Annotated in this window: 11 protein-coding genes; 1 reads left to right on the top strand and 10 read right to left on the bottom strand. The window is 49.2% G+C overall.

Going from position 1 to position 18,982, the window contains the following annotated elements; genetic code table 11:
• Positions 1-115: 115 nt before the first annotated feature.
• The 7 genes from ACZ2XM_RS02875 to ACZ2XM_RS02845 form a co-directional block, all read right to left on the bottom strand.
• Entirely contained in the window at positions 116-751 is a 636-nt protein-coding gene (locus ACZ2XM_RS02875) for an N-acetylmuramidase family protein (protein ID WP_490588335.1), read from the bottom strand.
• Positions 744-1,127, bottom strand: coding sequence for a hypothetical protein (locus ACZ2XM_RS02870; protein ID WP_490588336.1), 384 nt, complete (start codon positions 1,125-1,127; stop codon positions 744-746). The genes ACZ2XM_RS02875 and ACZ2XM_RS02870 overlap by 8 nt, the downstream gene beginning before the upstream one ends.
• Positions 1,124-1,630, bottom strand: a complete 507-nt coding sequence (locus tag ACZ2XM_RS02865) for a hypothetical protein (protein WP_490588337.1) — start codon at positions 1,628-1,630, stop codon at positions 1,124-1,126. Before ACZ2XM_RS02865 ends, ACZ2XM_RS02870 begins: the two co-directional genes overlap by 4 nt.
• A gap of 156 nt (positions 1,631-1,786) precedes the next feature.
• Positions 1,787-1,987: a hypothetical protein gene (locus ACZ2XM_RS02860; RefSeq protein ID WP_490588338.1), complete on the bottom strand. Its 201-nt coding sequence runs from the start codon at positions 1,985-1,987 to the stop codon at positions 1,787-1,789.
• 2 nt (positions 1,988-1,989) lie between these two features.
• Complete coding sequence (locus tag ACZ2XM_RS02855; protein ID WP_490588339.1) at positions 1,990-2,466, bottom strand: Gp49 family protein; 477 nt, start codon at positions 2,464-2,466, stop codon at positions 1,990-1,992.
• A gap of 85 nt (positions 2,467-2,551) precedes the next feature.
• Positions 2,552-10,762 (bottom strand): PLxRFG domain-containing protein, encoded by an 8,211-nt coding sequence (locus tag ACZ2XM_RS02850; protein WP_490588340.1) that lies wholly within the window; start codon positions 10,760-10,762, stop codon positions 2,552-2,554.
• An 11-nt stretch (positions 10,763-10,773) separates the two neighbouring features.
• Positions 10,774-11,853: a hypothetical protein gene (locus ACZ2XM_RS02845; RefSeq protein ID WP_490588341.1), complete on the bottom strand. Its 1,080-nt coding sequence runs from the start codon at positions 11,851-11,853 to the stop codon at positions 10,774-10,776.
• 41 nt (positions 11,854-11,894) lie between these two features.
• Between ACZ2XM_RS02845 and ACZ2XM_RS02840 the strand changes: the two genes are divergently transcribed.
• On the top strand, positions 11,895-12,122 hold the full coding sequence (locus ACZ2XM_RS02840) for a hypothetical protein (protein WP_490588342.1): 228 nt from the start codon (positions 11,895-11,897) through the stop codon (positions 12,120-12,122).
• A 222-nt stretch (positions 12,123-12,344) separates the two neighbouring features.
• Here ACZ2XM_RS02840 and ACZ2XM_RS02835 read toward each other — a convergent pair whose 3' ends face one another.
• From ACZ2XM_RS02835 to ACZ2XM_RS02825, 3 genes are read right to left on the bottom strand one after another with little or no spacing between them, the layout of a single operon-like run.
• Positions 12,345-15,032: a hypothetical protein gene (locus ACZ2XM_RS02835; protein ID WP_490588343.1), complete on the bottom strand. Its 2,688-nt coding sequence runs from the start codon at positions 15,030-15,032 to the stop codon at positions 12,345-12,347.
• A gap of 2 nt (positions 15,033-15,034) precedes the next feature.
• Entirely contained in the window at positions 15,035-16,420 is a 1,386-nt protein-coding gene (locus ACZ2XM_RS02830) for a hypothetical protein (protein WP_490588344.1), read from the bottom strand.
• A complete protein-coding gene (locus ACZ2XM_RS02825; RefSeq protein ID WP_490588345.1) occupies positions 16,413-18,941 on the bottom strand; it encodes a hypothetical protein in 2,529 nt (842 codons plus the stop codon). The genes ACZ2XM_RS02830 and ACZ2XM_RS02825 overlap by 8 nt, the downstream gene beginning before the upstream one ends.
• Positions 18,942-18,982: the final 41 nt, after the last annotated feature.

Raw genomic sequence — 18,982 nt, 5'->3', positions numbered from 1 at the left:
TATGCGGGGTGCGCTCTGCAACTGACGTTGGAGAACACTCCCCTTTAAAGAAATAAAAAAGCCAGCGTGCCGCTGGCGTGAATATTTGTAGTGCTGTTTTTGATACGTTGAGATATTAAGAGTACCGTAAGTATGAATGAGCCAATTTAGTATGGTAGTTAAATTTCTCATACTTGGGCCCATTCCATTTACGAGCAATCGCACGCCAGTCTTTTTTGCGCATGGCGTCACGTAGACCCCAGCTGATAAGCAAGTTCACCATGGCGATAAGTTGCGAGCGCTCGCTGTCATACATAGCATTGATAAATGACTGCACGTCTTTAAAACCTGCGGCTGCATAGTTGGACGCTAGGATTTGACCTAAGCCCCAAGAGGATGACTTTAGGCCGCACTCACGCACCTTAGTAAAGGTATCGGTATCGGCATCTTTGCGCACACGCCAGATAAGATTGATGGCCGTGTCCATACGTGAAGGCTGGGCACTACCCGCGCCATACCCGCCTCTTGGCGTGACGTTTCTATGGCACAAGTCTGGCCGTAGTCGCTGCATCTCATTAGCGATGCTGATAAAGCGAATATTATTAAGCTCTTCGTAGTATTTATGGCGCTCGAAAAGAATCGTGGGCGTGCCGTCTGACAGAAAGCCGCTGCCGCCGCATTCAACATCAATGATGGCTCGAAGCACTGCATACTCTAGGCCGTTCGCCTGTGCTACTTCTTTAATCTGCTGTTCCGTTAGTTTCTTACTCATGATCACGCCTGCCTTTTTGTTCGTCAATGTATTGCTGCATAGCAGCCAGCTTTATCTTTAATGTCTTTATCTCGGATCGCATCTTGGTGGATTCAGTGGTGTTTGACCGGGCATATAGCGCTGACATAATCATAGTGATCAGAATTAATAGCCTGGCAATGTATGTCTGCCGTGAGGGGATAAAGGTTGCGCTACCGAAGTCGGCCCATGTTAAAACTAGCCAAGTCAGACCGAAGAATACGACCTGACTTGATACGGACTTCTTTGCAGTGCAAGTCTTGTTGCTAAAGAACATCCACGCGGCTAGCAATAAGCCAATCATTGGTATTGCTAGGTTGAAGTTCTGCCAGATTAAATAATGACCGATGTTATTCACTTGCCACCTCCTAAGAGTGCGAGCATCTTATTAAGATAATTCTTAAGCAGCCCTCTGACTGAGCGCTGCAAGTCTTCATCTCGCTTAAGCTCAGCAGCATTTTTAACCAGTACCGATCCTGCAAATGACATGACCAGTGCTGTAACCCATAGGATCGCCATTGGGGGGCTGGTGGTAAATGCTGGTAGTACAACAAAGGTACCGACCAAGCCGCTCATGAATCCCACGAGGGCATTGCCCACACGGCGAGGATAGCTTGTGGTAATGCCAGTCTTGGCATCCATATAGATATCAGTGAAGAAGGCAGCGATAGCGCCCAGCGCTGATATAACGAGCACGCCAGCTAGGAAGAACCATAGCGGCAAGCTCATGTGCATAAAATCCTGACCTTTATTCAGCTGCTCAGTGAGGGCGAAGGCGCTTGCTCCGGCTCCCACTATGCTAGCTGACGAGCCTGCCATTAAACCTATGGTCACTTTGGCGGCAGCTATATTTTGTGGCATCTGTAGAGTCTCCAAGCGCCTGTTTGATTGAGTTTCAAAGTCTCATTTTCCCAGTGGCGGCTTTGTTAAGCGAACCTTACGGGGGTGAATTAGCAGGCATAAAAAAACGCAACCTGTTGGACGGGTTGCGTTTAGGGTGTTTGGCAAGTGAGTTGCTTATAGATTTGCGCGAACAAAACAATCTTTAGCTTCAAGAAGTTTGCGCAAGCCAGCGCTCTTCTCGGCGCCATGCGGCAGCGTGCTATCCACCTGCTTTGCCAAGTCGTGACACAGCTTAGAGGTTTCTTTTAGGTGTTCTGGCAAATGTTCGTATGCAAAAAACTTCATAATTGGTGATGGCTCTTGTGCTTTAAGCATGATTAAGCTCCCACTGGTGTTGCGTCAATACGTGTGTTTAGCACGTCAAGATAAGATGCCATGTGGCCTTGCTGCTCTCGCATTAATGCCCACTGGTCATCGGCAATGAAGTCTGGCTTAGGCTTGGATAAGAAGTTGCTCAGCTTATCAAAACGGTCTTTTAGGTCTGCACGTTCAAAGACAAGTCGGGTGAAGTAGTTGTTAGATGGGTTGCTGCGGAATAAATCATGGGCGAGCAGATAGCCTTCGAGCGCCCACAGTTTGCTCACGGCATTTTCTAGTGCGTACTTTTCACCCAGTTCTTTGTCGTAATTAGCAGGGTCAACACAAGCTGACTCACCGGTTACGGTATATCTGCAAGGCAGGGTAATTACACAATGCGTCAAGGTGCCAGTAGGGTTGGTGTATGTCACATTGCTTTGCGCTACTAAGTGGTCAAGGTCGTCTTTAGTTACGGTATTGGGTTTACGGTCTGTCATATTAATCCTTGGTTATTTGTGTGAGGTGGCACGTAAAAGCACAAGTTATCAGCACTCATGCTTTTACGCCAACCTTACGCAGTGATTACTCTCCGCGAGCCTTAGCAAAGTCTGCTGCTATCTGAGCTCGCATGGACTTGGGCGCAAGCTTGGCAACACGGTCCGACTTCTCAAGACTCATTTCTTTAACGCGGCGCTGAATGTCTGTCACTTTAATAGTGATAGGCTGCTCAGGGTTTTTCTTGTTCCAGTCTTTGATGGATTCACGAGCGTCACGCACCTTAGCGGGGTTGTTTTCAGCAACACCTTGGGCCCATAGCGCTCTAATCTGCTGCGCTTTAAGATTGTAGTAAGCCGTGGCCGTCTGATTAAGATACGCCTGTCCTTGAATGTCAGATACATTCTTGGGCTGGAATCCGACAGCCTTGAACACAGCGTCAATCGGCGATGCGTCAGTGACCTTATAGCCCTTGGTGTCTTTATAGGCACCAGTGGCCAACATGCCAGCGCCTTTAGCTAAGTTACGAACAGCAACAGGCGCCATGGTTAATGCGCCAGTGCCTACGTCTCTTGGGCTTCCATTGATAGCGCCCTTAAGACTTTGCTTTGAACCCTCACCTATACGACTCACAAAATCACCAGCCGGACCCATTAACTCCAGCACGTCTCTTGTATGATCAGTGCGCTCTTTGAATATGCCGGTACCAGGTATTAAGTTGCCCATACCCAAGCGGCCTGAGATATCAGTTGGCATGCCAGGTACGCCAGAAACACCCGTCTCTAAGAATTCACCTAGTAGCTCGCCAAACACTGCATCTATAAATTCACGGCGCGCCTTCTTGGTTGATACGTTATAACCTAGCATCTGACCTGCGCCATCGATAACGTCTGAGATATCGTCCATGAATGGCAGTCCGCCAGCACCACTAAGCAAGAATAGCGTTGCCATCATAAGCATGGCGGCCTTGCGACCCTCTGCACGCTCTACCGACCCCTTCTCGCCTTGCGACCATAATCTGTGCATGAGCTCAACATAGGACACTGAGTAGGTCTTAAACGTCATGAGCGTGCCGCCAACGGCTCCGCGGCCCCAATTCATACGAGATGCTTTGTTATAAACGAACTGAGTCTCTTTAATCGACTTGGTGGCGAAGTCAGCAGGGTTGTCCATGCCGTACTCTTTGGCCATGCGATATGCTGCAACGAATGTCATACGGCGGTTGACCTGCTCGGCTAAACTAAATAGAGAGCCCCAGCCAAGACTGACTCTTGACATTGTGTTCTTAGCGGCAGCCGTAGCGTTACCAATCTTAGTGCCGTCACCAGCGCTTAGTGGGTTCTTACCGGTTGCCTGCTTAAGTAAGTTGTGAACCTCTTGTGGACTCAGCGTTCCGTCAGCTTCGGCATCTTCAATCGCCTGCCTTAAGTCAGCTTCAAAGTGATCTCTATTCTTATTTACCACAGCCTTAGCCCAGTCAGCAGATGACTTGCTTAGTTGGGCAACAGCTTTGGTAGCGCCACCAAACTGACTTAAGTACGGGAATGATACGGCGATAGGCTGCGTTAAGTTGACCACTGCCGATGCGATAGAGCCGCCAAGGTACTGAGCGAACATCCAACCACGAATGAGCTGACCCTCTTCCTGCGGATTCTTAATGTACTGAGCAAGTTTAACCGCTGCATCTTTTAACTGGCCCTCGCCTTTTGGAATCTCAGAAATACTGCGGTCAAGATTACCCATGTTTAAAGCTGCGGATGAATGACGAGCATTCGAGTAAATAAAGCTCGCCAGCACGCGCCCAACGTCCTCAGAATAGCCTTTGATACCTTTACGGTGTATAAGTCTTTTCATGGCGCTACGGTTGTTTTTTGTGCGACGCAGGTACTCTTGGAACGCCTCGTCTGCTGCCTTATCGCCAGTTGCATCAAGTCCTAGCATCTCGCCAAACAGCTCTGCTGTCTCAGGCGTCACGCCAGCGAATAGCTTAAACTCTTCTTGAGATAATGCGCCGCGGCTAATCTGATAAGTGCCATCGTCATACAGCGCCTTCATTTCAGCTTCCATCTTGCGGGCTTCATAGGCGCTTTCAAACATGCCGAAGTATTCACGGTTGCCATCAGCATCTACCACGTCAACAGTGTATTGGCCAAAGCGTGATAGCGGCGCATAGCCGTCTGCCATAAGCTGCCTTGTGCGACCGGCTGACTGCTTGATATCTTTTAGCGACTTCTTAAGCGCCTTCTCCTTTTTAGGATTGGCTTGAGATAGTGCTTTGATATGCTCTTCAATGATGAATGTAGCACGGCGTAAACTGCTTGCGCCCATGACTTCGTTTTCAATCTCAGCAGCATCTTGACCAAGCTGACGCAGCATGTCGGCACGAGTTAAGCTATCAAGGCTTGCATCAGTTGCAGCGCGGAACTCACGGTACAACCCGATTTGCTCAGGACTTAAATCAAACTTCGAGCGCAGTTCATTATCTGTCCAGACAAGGCCGGCACTCACCTCTGCATCGATGATGCCATTAACAAATCGATTGGCTTGAGTGGCAGTCAGTGTTGCAAGCTGCGCCTCTTGAGCAGGAGTGATTTTGTTGGCAGCTCGTAGCATCTCAAGACGGTCCTGTAATGAGGCGGCCATTGTCTTCTCGCGCCAGTCCTCAACTAGCACAGCTTTGCCATCAAGATCACGACCCCATATTAGCGTTCCCTCAAAGATAGGCTTGCTAATAGCATCGTTATCTTTAGCGCCGATTGCAGATTTAGTGATATCGCGCATTGAATCTAATTGCGGCAGTAGCTTAGGTGCAAACTCAGATGCCTTTGATGCGTAGTAACTTACATCGGTAATGAACTTCTCTGTGTTTTCAAACACTGGCTTGAAGTACGGGTTGCGCTGTGCCAAGTTGTACATGGTGCCTATGGTTTTATGCCACCAAGATAATTTACCTGGGGGTGCTGAGCTCGCCCAGTCATGAAGACGGGTTGCTGTTTCTTTCGCTATCGAGCGTGGGTCGAAGTCGTCAAGGTTGGCGGCTCGACTGAATCTAATGTCAGGATTTGAGCCGTCGAATGTGCCGGTGTTGTTGGTGGCGGATTTGATTTGGTTGGGATTGAATACAGCGATTTCACTTTCAATTAATAGCTGGCTATCAGAGTGGTCATCAGATACCCAGTAACCATCCTTTCCGTTATCCATGGCATTAATGGCTTCATCTGGATCGAGTTGATAGTCCGTTAACTCTGGCTCGCGCATGTTTATAAATGCGTGCTTAATCTCACCCGTGCCTGCGTAGTCTTTTGCCTGCCTTATATCTGGAGTAAAGAAAAATGCGCTTTCTCTACCGCTATCATTACCATTGTAATTTTTATCAAAAGTATTGCCGACAGAGCCGCCATGATAAACCACCCACGGCTCACCATTACTATCCACCACCTTGCTAGCATTCTTAGCATCACCCTCCCAATCCCCAAACCACTTCTTGAAAGATGGCGTGCGAACCTGTAGCCATTGTTGTTCATTCAAATTCGTATCACTGCCGTTTGGAGATTTCATCCACTTATCAGTACCTTCATACTGACTGCGAACATCGTCCATCTCTTTGCTTGGAGTGTTAGGAGTGCTGAATCTAATGTCGGGATTGGCGCGGTCAAAGTTGCCGTTGTTGCCGTTTTTTGATTTCAGCTGATTGGGGTCGAATGCTATCCAAGCATCCTTGCCTTTCATTTTATTGGCAAGCGATGTGCCATCATGCGTATTCTTATAAACCACGCCATCATAGCCTTGCGCCTTTAGCTCAGCTGCAACCTTGGCGTTTATATCCATGGCCATTGCAAGCGCTTCTTGCTGACCTTCGGCAGACTTCAGGTCTATAGCTGTGAGTCGGTCTTGGAAATCCAGAATATTATCAATCAGTGGTTTTGACAGATATTTTGCGATGCCTGTTTTATTCACGTACCACAGCGGGTCCTTCCAGGATGGTGAGTCGGAAAGTCTTAATGGGTTTTCGATGGCGGCATAAAGCTCCATGACTCTAAAATCTTGGCTGCCCTTCTCTGACTGACGGCTATCAGCTTGGTCTTGTGTGCCTACGTGGATGCCAATGTCTGATACGTTGAAAATACTAAAGTCAGAATTGGTCCCGTGATAAACAACAAGCGGATCGCCGTTAGCGTCGACTACCTTGCTATCGCCAAACCAATTTTTAAAGGCAGTGCTTTGAGTGTCTGCGCTTCCGTCTTCAAGAGTCCCTTCGGTTGATGCTTTCGGCTGACTAAACTGCGGTACCGCATCGGCAACTTCCGACTGTTTTTGATACTCATTGACCATGCGCTCAGCCAATGCCAGCACATCGTTAGAGTTAATCTTAATCGGCACGCCAAGCTTATTGCGCAGGAATGATTTGACAGCCATAGCAATACGGTTAACAAGACTCGCTACTCTGCCGCGCTTGCCAGCGGCGCGAGATGCTAGGGTGATTAGGTATGGCAAGTATTCGTCTTCCGCTTCTTGCTGACTGCGGCTATTCTTGTCTGCAACAGCCTTGGCTTGCATAGCTAGTGGGTCACCACTTGCAACCATGGTGTCAAACTCACTCATAAGGCCATCGTAGGTTTTCTTATCCATCAAAGTTTGCAGACCGCCATGACCGCCAAGCTCGTGCAGGAATGTCGGGATAATCATATCGTCAGATAGGTTGTCTGCGATAAGGGTGGCCGTGCCATTTAAGTACATGCCGTCAGCGTCGCTTGGAATGGTAAGCTTGCCATCTACAACAAAGTCACTTAGCACTTTAATCTCAAGCGTGCCATCGTCGATTAGTTTTTGAATGGCTTGTTTGCCAAACTTTTCGGACAGTTTGTCGATGACTTGCTGTTTGGTTGTTTGGGCTGTGCCTTTGACTTGCTCGCTGCCATTGTTTGTTTTTGTTTCTGCGTCTTCGTTGGCCATGCGGCTGAATTTTGGCTCGGCCTGAGTATTTTGCGCTGACTCGCTTGCTTTTGCTTCGATATCAGGCTTGGAGGCGGACTCCTTGGTTTTTGCCGCCCTAGCAACTTTATTTTTACCTGCCGCAGGCTGTCGGTCTTCCTCTGTTACTCGGGGTTCAGGTACTGTGTTGACTGCAGAACGGCCTCCGTTATCTCCCAATTCCTGCCGTGCTTGGTCGCTTGGTTCCACTCCTTTTGGACTCTGAGTATCAGCCTGTTCATTTCCTGCTGCGGCATTGTCAGTGCCTGACTCGGGTAAAGCACCTGTATTGTCTTTTGTATTTGTGCGGCTGACCGACTGTCTGTCATTGGCCATTCCTTCTGTCTTGGTTTCTGTTTGATTGGGCGCGGTAGCATCGGCATCAGCATCGTCAAAAATACTCGCCTGCTTTGGATTGCCCCTGCCATTGATCTCGTCAATCTTATTTTGAATATGCTCGCCGATGCGCTTGGCTGAACGTCTGTTTTGTGCAAACAAGCCTACAAGCTCTTTGGCAGTAGGAGTAATGTCGTCACCAAAGATATCGTCTTGCATCAAGTACTCATCAACTGACTGCCCACTCTTAGTGATATCAAGATACTTCTGAGCTGCTTGCTTAACGTCTTCTGCCAACGTGTTCTCTGAGCGCACGCCCTCTTGGGCCAGTTTATTCAACTGGCTAATCTGTGGGGCTTTGTCTGTGATAACGCGCAGAACGTTTTTAGCGCCCTCGTCAACCGTCTCTGATACGGCAGACACAAGCTCAGGGGATTGATAGGCGTCTTGGATTATGGCGCTTTCAATACGCTTCCTGCCCTCTTGTGACAGCATGCCTTTGCTGTCAATCATTGTGGACTGCTCAGCTTGCGGTAGACCGCTGATAAAGTTGCCGATAAATCTCTGGCTCTGATTCAGATTGAGCGTGCCGTCTTGGCCAAAGCTTAATAGCTCGGGACTTGGCAAGCGCTTAGCATCTGCGCCCGCCTGCTCAGTGCTACTCATTCGAGCCACGTCAGTTTCATTGGCCGCTTGTGCAAACTGCGCTCTATCCATGTCAGATAAATTGCGTCTGACCAATACCGGTTGCTCCATCTGCTGCGTTGCTGCTGGGTCAAGCCCAAGTTGCTCAGCTTTTTGTTGAACGAAGTTGCGATACTCTTCGGCATTGCCCTCAGCGTAAGCCTTTCTGATTGCAAGACTGCGACCATTGCCAGACTCTACGATGTTATCGTTGCTGCCCACGAATGGACTGCCTTGTGAGACGTTAGGGCTCTCGCCTAATAGCTCAGGCTTTAGGTTGTTGGCAATGTCATTAACTTGCGCGCGTGCCGCTGGGCGGCTGCGGTCACGGGGCTGCAGCTCTTGAGGAAATTTTGAGTTAGGACTGAATGTATCGGTGTGACTGGTAACAAGCTCGCTGGCATCAACTAGGTCCCATTGGTACGGCACTTCCTCACCCTTGCTGGTGTAGGCTGTGGCCTTGGCTTTTACTGGGTCAACCACACGGCTTTGTACTGGTGCCGGTGCAGGAGAATTGACAGCAAGTGCATCAGCTTCTTTAAGCATACGGGTTTTTTCAGGCACGGACTTAGGCTCATTCTCAATGCTCTGCATGAGACGCTGATAGCTTGAGTCATTGGTGTCTACATTTTGCAGGCGCTCAGTCATGGCTTGCTGCCACTTGCTTTGTGTTGGCTGCTCTGCTGCCGCCTCAGTCTGCTCGCCAGTATTGGCCAATGCGCCGCTTGCGTAATTTTCGGTGATTGCTAGTGGCGATTGCTCTGGATTGCCTTGCAAGCTTGCAGCTGCAGGACTGGCGCCGCTATCTACCGCCACGACTGCTGCACGACTTAACGCGCCTTTATTGGGGTCAAGGCCCATCCGCTCAGACGCTTTAGGCGTTAGCGGGAATCCGCCAGCAAATCCACTTGCTTCACTAGGCACAGGGGTTGCATCGATAATGTCACCACGGCGCTGTCTCTCTCTGCGGTCAATTGCTGCCTGTTGCTGGGCCTGAATGCTTGCGGTTGTATCACTAGGACCTTGTACTGTGCCGTCTGGATTGACCACAAAGTCATTGGTAGGCGCAGGCAATCCTGTAGGACCACCATCTCTTGATGCGTCTCTTGGGACGGGGGTAACGTCTCTCATGCCAGGTTGCGCATCGCGATTGTCACGAGCTTGCTGCTGCTGGGCGGCTAGGTAATCATTGGTCTGACTGCCAGCGAACACCTCGCCATCGGGCGTGACGTTAAATCGATTGGCTGCAGCGGAGTCATCACCAAGCTTTAATGGATTGTATGGCAGTCCAAGTGGCGGCTCAGGCGCACGACCGTTACCAGGTTGCGGATTGATAATCTGCGGCTCACGACCACGAGGTTGGTCAACAATCTGCAACTCTCTGCCAGTGACTGGATCAATTTGAGTGGGGGTTGGGTTAGCACGATTCTTAGATGCAAGCCCAGCGCCGCCGCCCATTAAGCCGCCTGATAACACGCCCAATACTGCAGCTTCATCAACGCCCTCATCAAGCGGTCGTCCAAGCGCTTTGTTCTGCAATACTTGCTCAGACACTGACTGTGGCAACTCTTCCAAAAAGCCTTCGGTTAATGCAGATTCTAAAGTACGTCTGACGGCATTCTTGTTCGCACCACTACCAGCCGCACGACTGCCGCTAGCCAGCATGGTATCAACGTCACCAAGACCTAGTTTCTGAGCGACCTTGCCGCCGGCAAAGCCAAAGCCTGCTGTGGTTGCACCAGTTAGAGCTGACAGACCGACTTGTTCTTGATTCAGCAATCCATCATCTGTCTGCTGACGAATCTGCTCAGCCGCAAGACCAGCGCCAACCGTACCCTCACCGATGGCACCAGCAGCTACGCCCTTTAGCGCACCGCTGGTAGCTGCAGACACGCCACGCCCAACAAGGCCGCCAGCAAGCATAGAGGGAATGGATTCAGCAACCGCACCAGTAACTAGCGATGGGGTGTTCAAAGCGTATTTTAACTTTCCGCCAAGCCCTTCAGCCTGCTGGAACTCTTGCATTTGCCGCTGAGCTGCCTCGGTTTTCCAGCTATTAATAGCCTCTTTGGCTTCCTTGGGGCGAAAGCCCAGCATACCTCCTTCATTCTCGAGAGTTTTACCGACCTGCCCACCAGTTGCGATATCCGCCAAACCAACTACTGTTTCTGGCACGGCGATTGCGCCACTGAGAAGACCTAGCGCTGTGTCCCCTATGTGCCCACCAAAACCCTTGTCTTTGGGCTTTGCATTGGCTAGGAATTGCTTGAGCTCGTCTTGCTGTATGTTTGTATCTAAATTGCTCATTGACCGCTACCTTATCCCAAGTATCCTGAAACATCACCACCGGCCATATGTATGCCGACTATCTCTTCCAATTCTTTCTGTGAGTATTTGCCACTTTGCTGCAGCTTTAGCATTACAGGGTCGCTAAGACTTGGGGCTGCTTTTGGCTGTTGTTTAGTTACGCCGCTGTATATATCGAGTAGCACGTCGGGATTTTTGGTTGCAGTCATGCCATCCGGCCCCAGAGACTCACCGCCGCTAATAGCCACATAGCGCTCTTTGTCACCGCCCTGCAGAGTCTTAAGCTTCTCGCTAATCTTGAGTCGGTCTTCATCGCTCTGAGCAGCATCGTATTGCTCATAAAGAGAATTGATTTTCTTGGGTCCGTAGTTTTGAATCTCGCTAGCTGCCTTCTCCATACCTAAACGCTCACGACTCATATCGTTAAGCTCTTGCTGTTGGATGGCTGTTTGCTGGAATTTATTTGCATCAAAACCTAGCTGCGTGTTTAGCCGCTCATTGGTGCCATCTTGGGACATTTGTGCTTGCGCTAATTGACTTGCGGCGCCTAGCTGAGCGCCGTAGCGGTCGGTATTCATCTTATCCTCACTTCCGAGAATGCCGGCCCTTAGTTGCATCTGCCCTATGGTTAGCTGTCCGTTCTGCGAGCCTTTGTGTGGCGTACTTGCGTCTCTCAGGGCTTTGCGGCGCATCTCCTCATCTGCCGAGCTGCGCATGGGTGCAATTGGCATTGCAGGGTTGTTATAGTTTTTGGCCTGACCTGCAGGGTTAAAGCCAAGTTTTGCAGGAGCTGGGTCTACATAGGTTTCAGGAATAGGCTCGGGGTCTGGCTGCGGACGAGGAGTGTCAATCATGACTTTTTGCTTGCCGTCTGGCGGCATCATGCTTTCCGGTTTTTCAATCGGTTTTAAGATGCCGTTTCCTGGCTTTAGGTTCAGCCCCATATTCTCTAATATTTGCTTGCCTTGAGCCTTCCCTGCAGCCGATATACCGAATCGCGGTTGCGCATTCCGAGCTTCTTCTTCTTTCTTTTTTCTGTAGAAATCAAGGCCAACGCCACGGTCCTTTTGCGATACATAATACTCAGCCATACCCTTACCTATAAAAGTTGATTAGACACTAGGCAAGTATGATGGATATACTTGATAGCTTAAAACCTTACAGTGGTGGAGCTATGACTAAGAAACAATTAAGAATAATCGGCGGGGTTATCATTCTTTTTAACCTTTGGCTTATTGGCAATTACAATCTGACCGGCATTTTTGTATTGATAGGAACGGTGGGGGTTGCGGTTTTGTTTGAACTGGTTTTAATTAAGAAGTTTGCATCTGACGTTGCAGATAAGGAGGTAGGTTCTTGAAACTGCCCTCTAGCCCAGAATGGTGGTTTATGGTAGTGATGTATGGCTTCTGGTATTTCGTACTTGTCACGTGGGGGTATCGATTCATATCTCTTGTAAATGAGGGTTTGGCGAATATTTTTGTGTTCTTTGCTACCGCGATATTTATAGGTTATGTATTTTTTGACGACTAACAAAAAGCCCTGCATATTGCAGGGCTTCTTTAAAAAAACAATCACCTTCCTAGCCATAGCCATAATTGTAGTTCGTAGATTCACCAACGCTCTCAGTGGAAGAAACGCTAGCAGTGCCCGATCCACTAATACTAGCCGACACGTGCGCCGCACTCATCGCCCCAGCTGCGAGCTGTGCTGAGTATTGACCAGACGCCTTGGCGGCTTCGAGTGCAATCTGTGCCTGCTGAATAGACAACTCCATCTTCGCCTTGTACTCACCCATCTGCATTTCAGCATAGGCAATATTGGTGCGCGTATTCATATCCACGTAGCGTGATTGCATCTCAGCATCGGCGACATTGGCGGCAGACTGCGCACGCCATGCCTCAACCCCTGCTCTAAATACCTCAGTGTTGTACTGCACTTCACTAAGATTCGCTTGCAGACTGGCTTTGAATCCATCGATATCAGCCGTGTACTTACTGACATAAGCCCGAGCTACGTCCATCTTGATTTGTGACTGCTTGACCTGAATGTCACCCTGATTGACATAGCTCTGCAGGCGGCTGGCGTATGCCTTAACCTGACTGTCATAAATCTGAGCCTTTGATACCTCAGCTTTAACTTGGCTGTCGTAGGCGTCAAACTTAACTCGCTGACCTTCCATCTGTGCTTTATAAGCATCTACTTCACTTGAGTAAATTTTAGCCTGGGTATCTGCTACGGCAAGCTTGGCTTGCTCAGCTTTAATCTCAGACTCGAAACCTGCCAGCTTTAGCTTCTCAATCTCAGACTTAGACACTGCGGCGCGAACATCGGTCTCGTAAATCTTAGCCTCAGTGTCCATGATGGATGCTTTAATCTGCTCACCACGAAGTCCGGCTTCGTAGATATCGACCTTCATTTTCTCGCTACCAAGCGCAGCAGTGTAGGCGTTGATATCAGCTGCAAAGATTCTAGTCTGCGTATCAGCAACGCCAAGACGTGCCTGCTCACCATCAATCTGTGCCTTGTAGGCTTCAAGCTTTAAGCGCTCGCCTTCAAGCTTGCCGCCATAAGCCTGTACACGAGTGGCATAAATGCCTGCTTGCGTCTGAGCAATACTAGCCTTAGTCTGCTCGCCACGCATCTGAGTATCGAAAACTTCTAGCTTGATGCGCTCAGCGCCCAGCTGCTCAGCGTATGCCTGCATATCGGTGCGGTATGCGTCAAACTGCGTCTTGATAACGTCGGTGCGCATCTGCACGCCTTGCATCTTAAGCTTGAACAGCTCGACATTGGCAGTCACGCCAGCAAGCCGTGTCTTATACTGCTCAAGTAGCATCTGATTCAGCTGACCTTTAGCTAGCTGTGCGTCAATCTGTGCTTTCATGTGCGTTATAAAGGCATCGAGCTTGGTCTTGTAAACATCGACTAGGATTTTAAAGCCTTCGTTCTGCGCCTGGAATAATGTGAACTGGTACTCGTACAATCTAAACTGTGCTTCGACATTGTACTTGGCCACTTCAAACAAGCGGTTCACGGTATCCATGTGCATGTTGTAGATCATCTGCTCAAGCGCCATGCCCTTCTCTACTGCGAATCTTAAGGCATCAACTTGCATCTTACTGGCTTCAATAAAGATATCGCGGTTAATCTCAGCGACTTTTAGCTGGCCCTCGGCACGTGCAATATTGACTTGTTTGTTTAGCATACCAGGCGGCATAGAGAATCCACGTGACGCCCATGTATCGGTGGCTTCTTGAACTGAGCGCTCGACCTCTTGACTGATACGCTCACGCGGCTTATCGAATAACGCCTTAACCACCGGCTCTGGCAGTCCGAAGTTTTCAGGCCTAGTCAGCATATCCCGTGCCACAAAGAGCAAGTCTTCAAGCATTGCCGGCTCATATTTAACCGCCGACTCATCCCACCATTCAGGCTCGAACTCCATAGGCTCAAGCTCTGACGCATCGGGTGCATCGGACAGCTCAAGTTCTGGCATCTCAAAGTCCGGTATGACAATGCTCTCTAGCGTATCAAGCTCGGGAAGTGTGATCTCTGGCACCTCTGGAACTTGGATGTCGAGATTAACGTTTGGACGAACCGGCGCTACAGCCTTATCGATAGCCTCCATTGTTGGCAGGTTGATTGCCATATCGAACGATGGCTCATCCGGTGTTTCGTGCGAGCTAAGCACTGGTGCATCAGGCAGGCCGATATCAAGATTAATGTCAGGCCGAGCCGGCATGTCCACATCGTTGATTGTGGGCGCACTAGGAATATCGATATTGATTGTACTGGCATTTCTTACAGGCAGATTGATATCCGCTATCATCGGCACGGATGGGAATGACACTTCCGTGCTTATTTCAGGACGTGCTGGTAGATAGATAGCGTCAATGCTTGGCGCTTGCGGCGTAGAGATGACCATGGATTCAGGTGCATCTGGCATAGGCCCTAAGTCGCTAATATCCAAATCTTGCAACAAGTAACCTATGTCTGCCATTTCGGGTAGCTGTGGCACTTCAAGTTGTGTCGAGGTATAAACCGGGAATTCGCCTAGCACGGCATCCGGCACACGTGCTTCCGGTACTGGTGGCCTGATAGGCGCTGCTACATCGCCGACCTTAATGTCTGCAATAGAGTTTAGTGACATTGACAATTGATTGTTGTACTTATCAGACAATCTATCTAGTGTGGTGATTTTATCTTCCACTGTTCTGATTGCCTGACCGATGATGTTACTGGCTTCACCTGCTGCCCCAATAGCCATATCTATACTCTCCGCTTAGTGGCTGCGTGCTCCACGGTTAAATCATTAATGTGCCCATGTGTACCGACCATCTCAAGCTCAAAGCTAAAGTGCCTGCCACGCAAGCCACGACCAAAAATAAAGCGGCCATTCGTCAGCTCGCCTGCAATCTCACTAGGCAGCACATAGGTGTAGTGCTGCTCATAGCCTTTCTGTGTTGTGCCAACTGTCATGCTTGATGTGCCGTCCAGCTCATATTCAAGATAGGCAGCTATTGGATGGGTTAAAGCACTGCCGCTTAAATCAATCTTGCCGGTCTTAACTTTTGCTGCGACCACTGACTGCGCTTGCTCTAAGTTGTAGATGCCGTCCTCAGCTTCGCCATATAGCACGCCATCAATCACCACAATGCGGCTAAAGTTGTAGGGGTCGTAACGGCTCATTGCCCATGAGTCTATGTTGGCAGTCCAAGCATGAGCTCGGAATCCGCCCACGTTTACCAGCGCGTCTTCAATGACAACTGCATCTTGAGGTAAGTCGCTCGCCTGCATTGCGTCAATGACCTGATCAAATGCTTGGACTGACTCATCGATGATGTTTGATTGCACGATGGCATCTAGTACCAAGTCGGCAATTGTGACTTGCTCATTGGTCAGCGATATTGCTGCTAGATGGTCGTTAGTGTCATCGGAGGTGGTCAACATATCAGCCGCTTCATCACTGCGGGAGAACAGTAGGGTATCAAGCGCCTTGATGTTATCAATGATAATATGCGCCACAGTGCGCTTACCAGTAGCATCGTCTTTAGCCGCTGCGCTTTCGGTAATCAGCGATAGGACTGAGCCTACCTGCTCATTCGATGCTGTGGCCTGTTCAATAACAATATCTTTTGCAGATAGACGCTCCACCATTTCGCTAGATGCTGTGGCGCTATCTACAACAATGTCGCCGCTAACTGAGCTCAGGCTGTCAGATATCACAGCGCTGTCAGTCACTAAGCTATGCGCTGTGCGCTGTTCAATAGCTTCTGATGCAATGGTAGCGGAGTCGCTATTGACGCTGCCTAGTGTGCCTTGCAGCAAGTTATCTGACGCCGTGGCGCTGTCTATGTGCAGCCATGATAGGGTGTTGCCGATACTGTCTTGCGCTCGCACGCTTTCAGTTATGATGGTTTTTAGATTTGCAGTATCTAAAACTTGGTCAGACGCCACAGCGCTATCGCTAAAGACATATGTACTAGAATCTATAACCTCGTTACTAGCAACTGCGGTATCGGCCAATAGAATTGCTATACCAAAAAATATGCTGCTGGATAATTTGGCAAGGCTTTCTGCAGTGGTCATAAAGCCGCTGATCAACTTGTCGCTAGCCACCACAGTTTCTTGCGTGTCGTCTCTATAATCACTCATTGATTACTCCGATAAAATGGTGTGCTAATTTATTGTCAGCAACATTGCAGCTGCCCCAAAATGCGCGTGCTGACCTTGCGCTAGGCTCTGATACATTGCGATAGGTAGCATCGCCGAACACAACCTTGGCGGCATCCCTGTAAAATATGTTTCCAAATTCTGTTGGAGAGCTGGTGTAATAACCACCATCAGGAATGTTTTTATTAATCAAATCAACGTTGTTGGCAAAGCTCAGTCGAACCATGCCTGACTCCACTCCGCTAACTGTCTTCGATGTTGAGTATGTCTGCACCACTGGAGGGCCACCACCTCCCATATGATGCCATTCGTTGCTATTGGGATGGATTAACCATGTGTAGTCTTGGGGTAGCGATGTAATCCACGGCCCATTGTTGGCAAAGTCATTTGACGGATGCGGACTATAGACCGCCTCTTCCACCCAAACAGGTGAGCCGTCAACTGGATAGGGGTTGCCCTTGGGGTTATCCACGCCAGTTCCACCAGCCCATGCTAAATCAAAATGAAACGTCCAGTATTTATATGACGTTGGGTCTTGTATAGACTTGAGTGCTATCATCTCGCTATCAATTCTAGTTGCGGATTCTTCTTTTTTCGTATGAATGGCTGCATTGCGGCAAAGGTAAGGCATGCAAACGGATAGAGCGAGGCTTCTGCCATCAATTTTGGTTGTGCTGGTCTTATGTGTGAAGTATCGGTTGCGCCACATCGTTCCAGCTTTTGAGAAAAAGTCATTGAAAGAGAAGAATGGCTTTGCGTCATAACCACGATCCCTGCCTTCGATAGCCGTGCTTGTTGTTGATGGTGCGACAATCTCTCTGTCATCAATATCAGAGCTATAAAAATAACCCTGCAACTCACTAAACCCCGCAGTCTCTTCTTTCCACCAGTTACCGACCGTCATGTATGACTCATAATTACTTTCGGTTTCTTGTTCGTACTTTCCCCAGTCGATGAAATACTTAATTGTTTTTAAGCTATTCTCCTCATAGTAGGCGTACATTATGGTATCGCTGTTTGGGTACTTGTCTTTAAAGCGCCCATTCTCTAGTGGCAGAAAGTCATGCGATAGGCAGCCGCCAGCAAAAGGTTCGGGGAACTTAATTTGTGGCTGGTATGCAAACTTAGCTGGATGGTATAGATACCCACGATAGACCTCTGTGATACTGCCGGAATGCGCTGCTATCGGCTCGACTTCTAAATTGCGCCAATACTCCAAGTCCTCTTCGCCTTTATGGTAAATAGCCCTATCATAAAGTTGGTCGAACGTCATTCGCCTTAGCTTGTACAGCGTAGCTCTAGCGTCACCAGTGTTTGTACCAACGGTCGGCAGCAAAGCCTCCATGTACCTTGCAACCTTTTGAGTGCGCAAGTCGCTACCATCAAGACTGGCTGGCGGTGCGCCTGTGTATGCTGGAGATGATTTTAAATACAGTTTTAGCTTGTAGGTCAGCCCATAGCCTAGCCCTTCATCGTCGTAGTAGTCGTAACAAGTGTTATAGCCCTCGTCACCACGCTCATTGACTGACCAGCCGCACGCACTACTGTAGGCAATGTGACTATAGAAGTCTGAGCTATCGCATACCTTGATAATCACGCCAGCCCTGCGCCATGACTGAAATTCATTACCCGCAGGGAACGTCTCGCCACTTGGCATGGCACCGAATCTATCGAGTATCTTTAATATCTCGTCGTCGCCCACCTCTTCCATGTAGCGCCTAAAGGCCGCGGTGGCTGTGGCAGGGATAATAGGCAAAGGCATAGCCCAAACGCCATTGGCTGCAATCTGCAGAAGCCATGGCTTTCTATTGTCATCAAATCCAATTGCGTTTGTTTTGTTGAATTTATAATCGTATTTAAATTTGCCACCCGCATCTGGCAGTCCAGTAAACCCTGGCAGTCTCAAGCCAGTGCCCATCTCTTCTCGTATGCTCTTCACAACTTCTGGTGGCAGCATTAATTGCGCACGCTCTAGTGACGTGTCAGGCAGATAGGCGGTATCTTGAATTCCATAGCCGCCCACTATTTGCATGACCTCAGCCATTGCGCCTGAGTACCACGTGGGCCTTAACTGAGTGTATTGCGTGCGAAGGAATCGGGAGTCGGTTGTCATGAACTCTTGAAAGGCGTAGTCGTAACTAACGCGGAATCTGTGCAGAGCAACGTCTTTGGGAGGTTCGGAGTCGTTGGGATTGTAATGTCTAAGTCTGTGACGCGTAGTCTTGGTAAGCCTTATCCCTACGCCCTCGCTATCAGCAACGACTGCTCTGGTGATAGAGCCTGAGTAGAGCATAGGGATAAAGTCGGTAGCGATACCATCGAACAAAACCTTTTCATCTGGAAGTGGCTTATGGGCGATAACTCGAAAGTTACCACCCATATCTTGCATGATGACATACCCACCGTCCGGCAGGTCATAAACCATCTTCATGCTATCCACGCCAGACACGCTTTTTAAATTGGTAATGCGCTTTGCCGTTGCGTCTATGAACGCTTGGTCCATATCTGTCAGCGGCAATCCAACTACGTGCAGGCCATAAGGTC

The organism is Psychrobacter sp. CoH-33_TS_01 (genome assembly GCF_058189395.1).
This window is presented reverse-complemented; position numbering and strand designations above follow the sequence as displayed.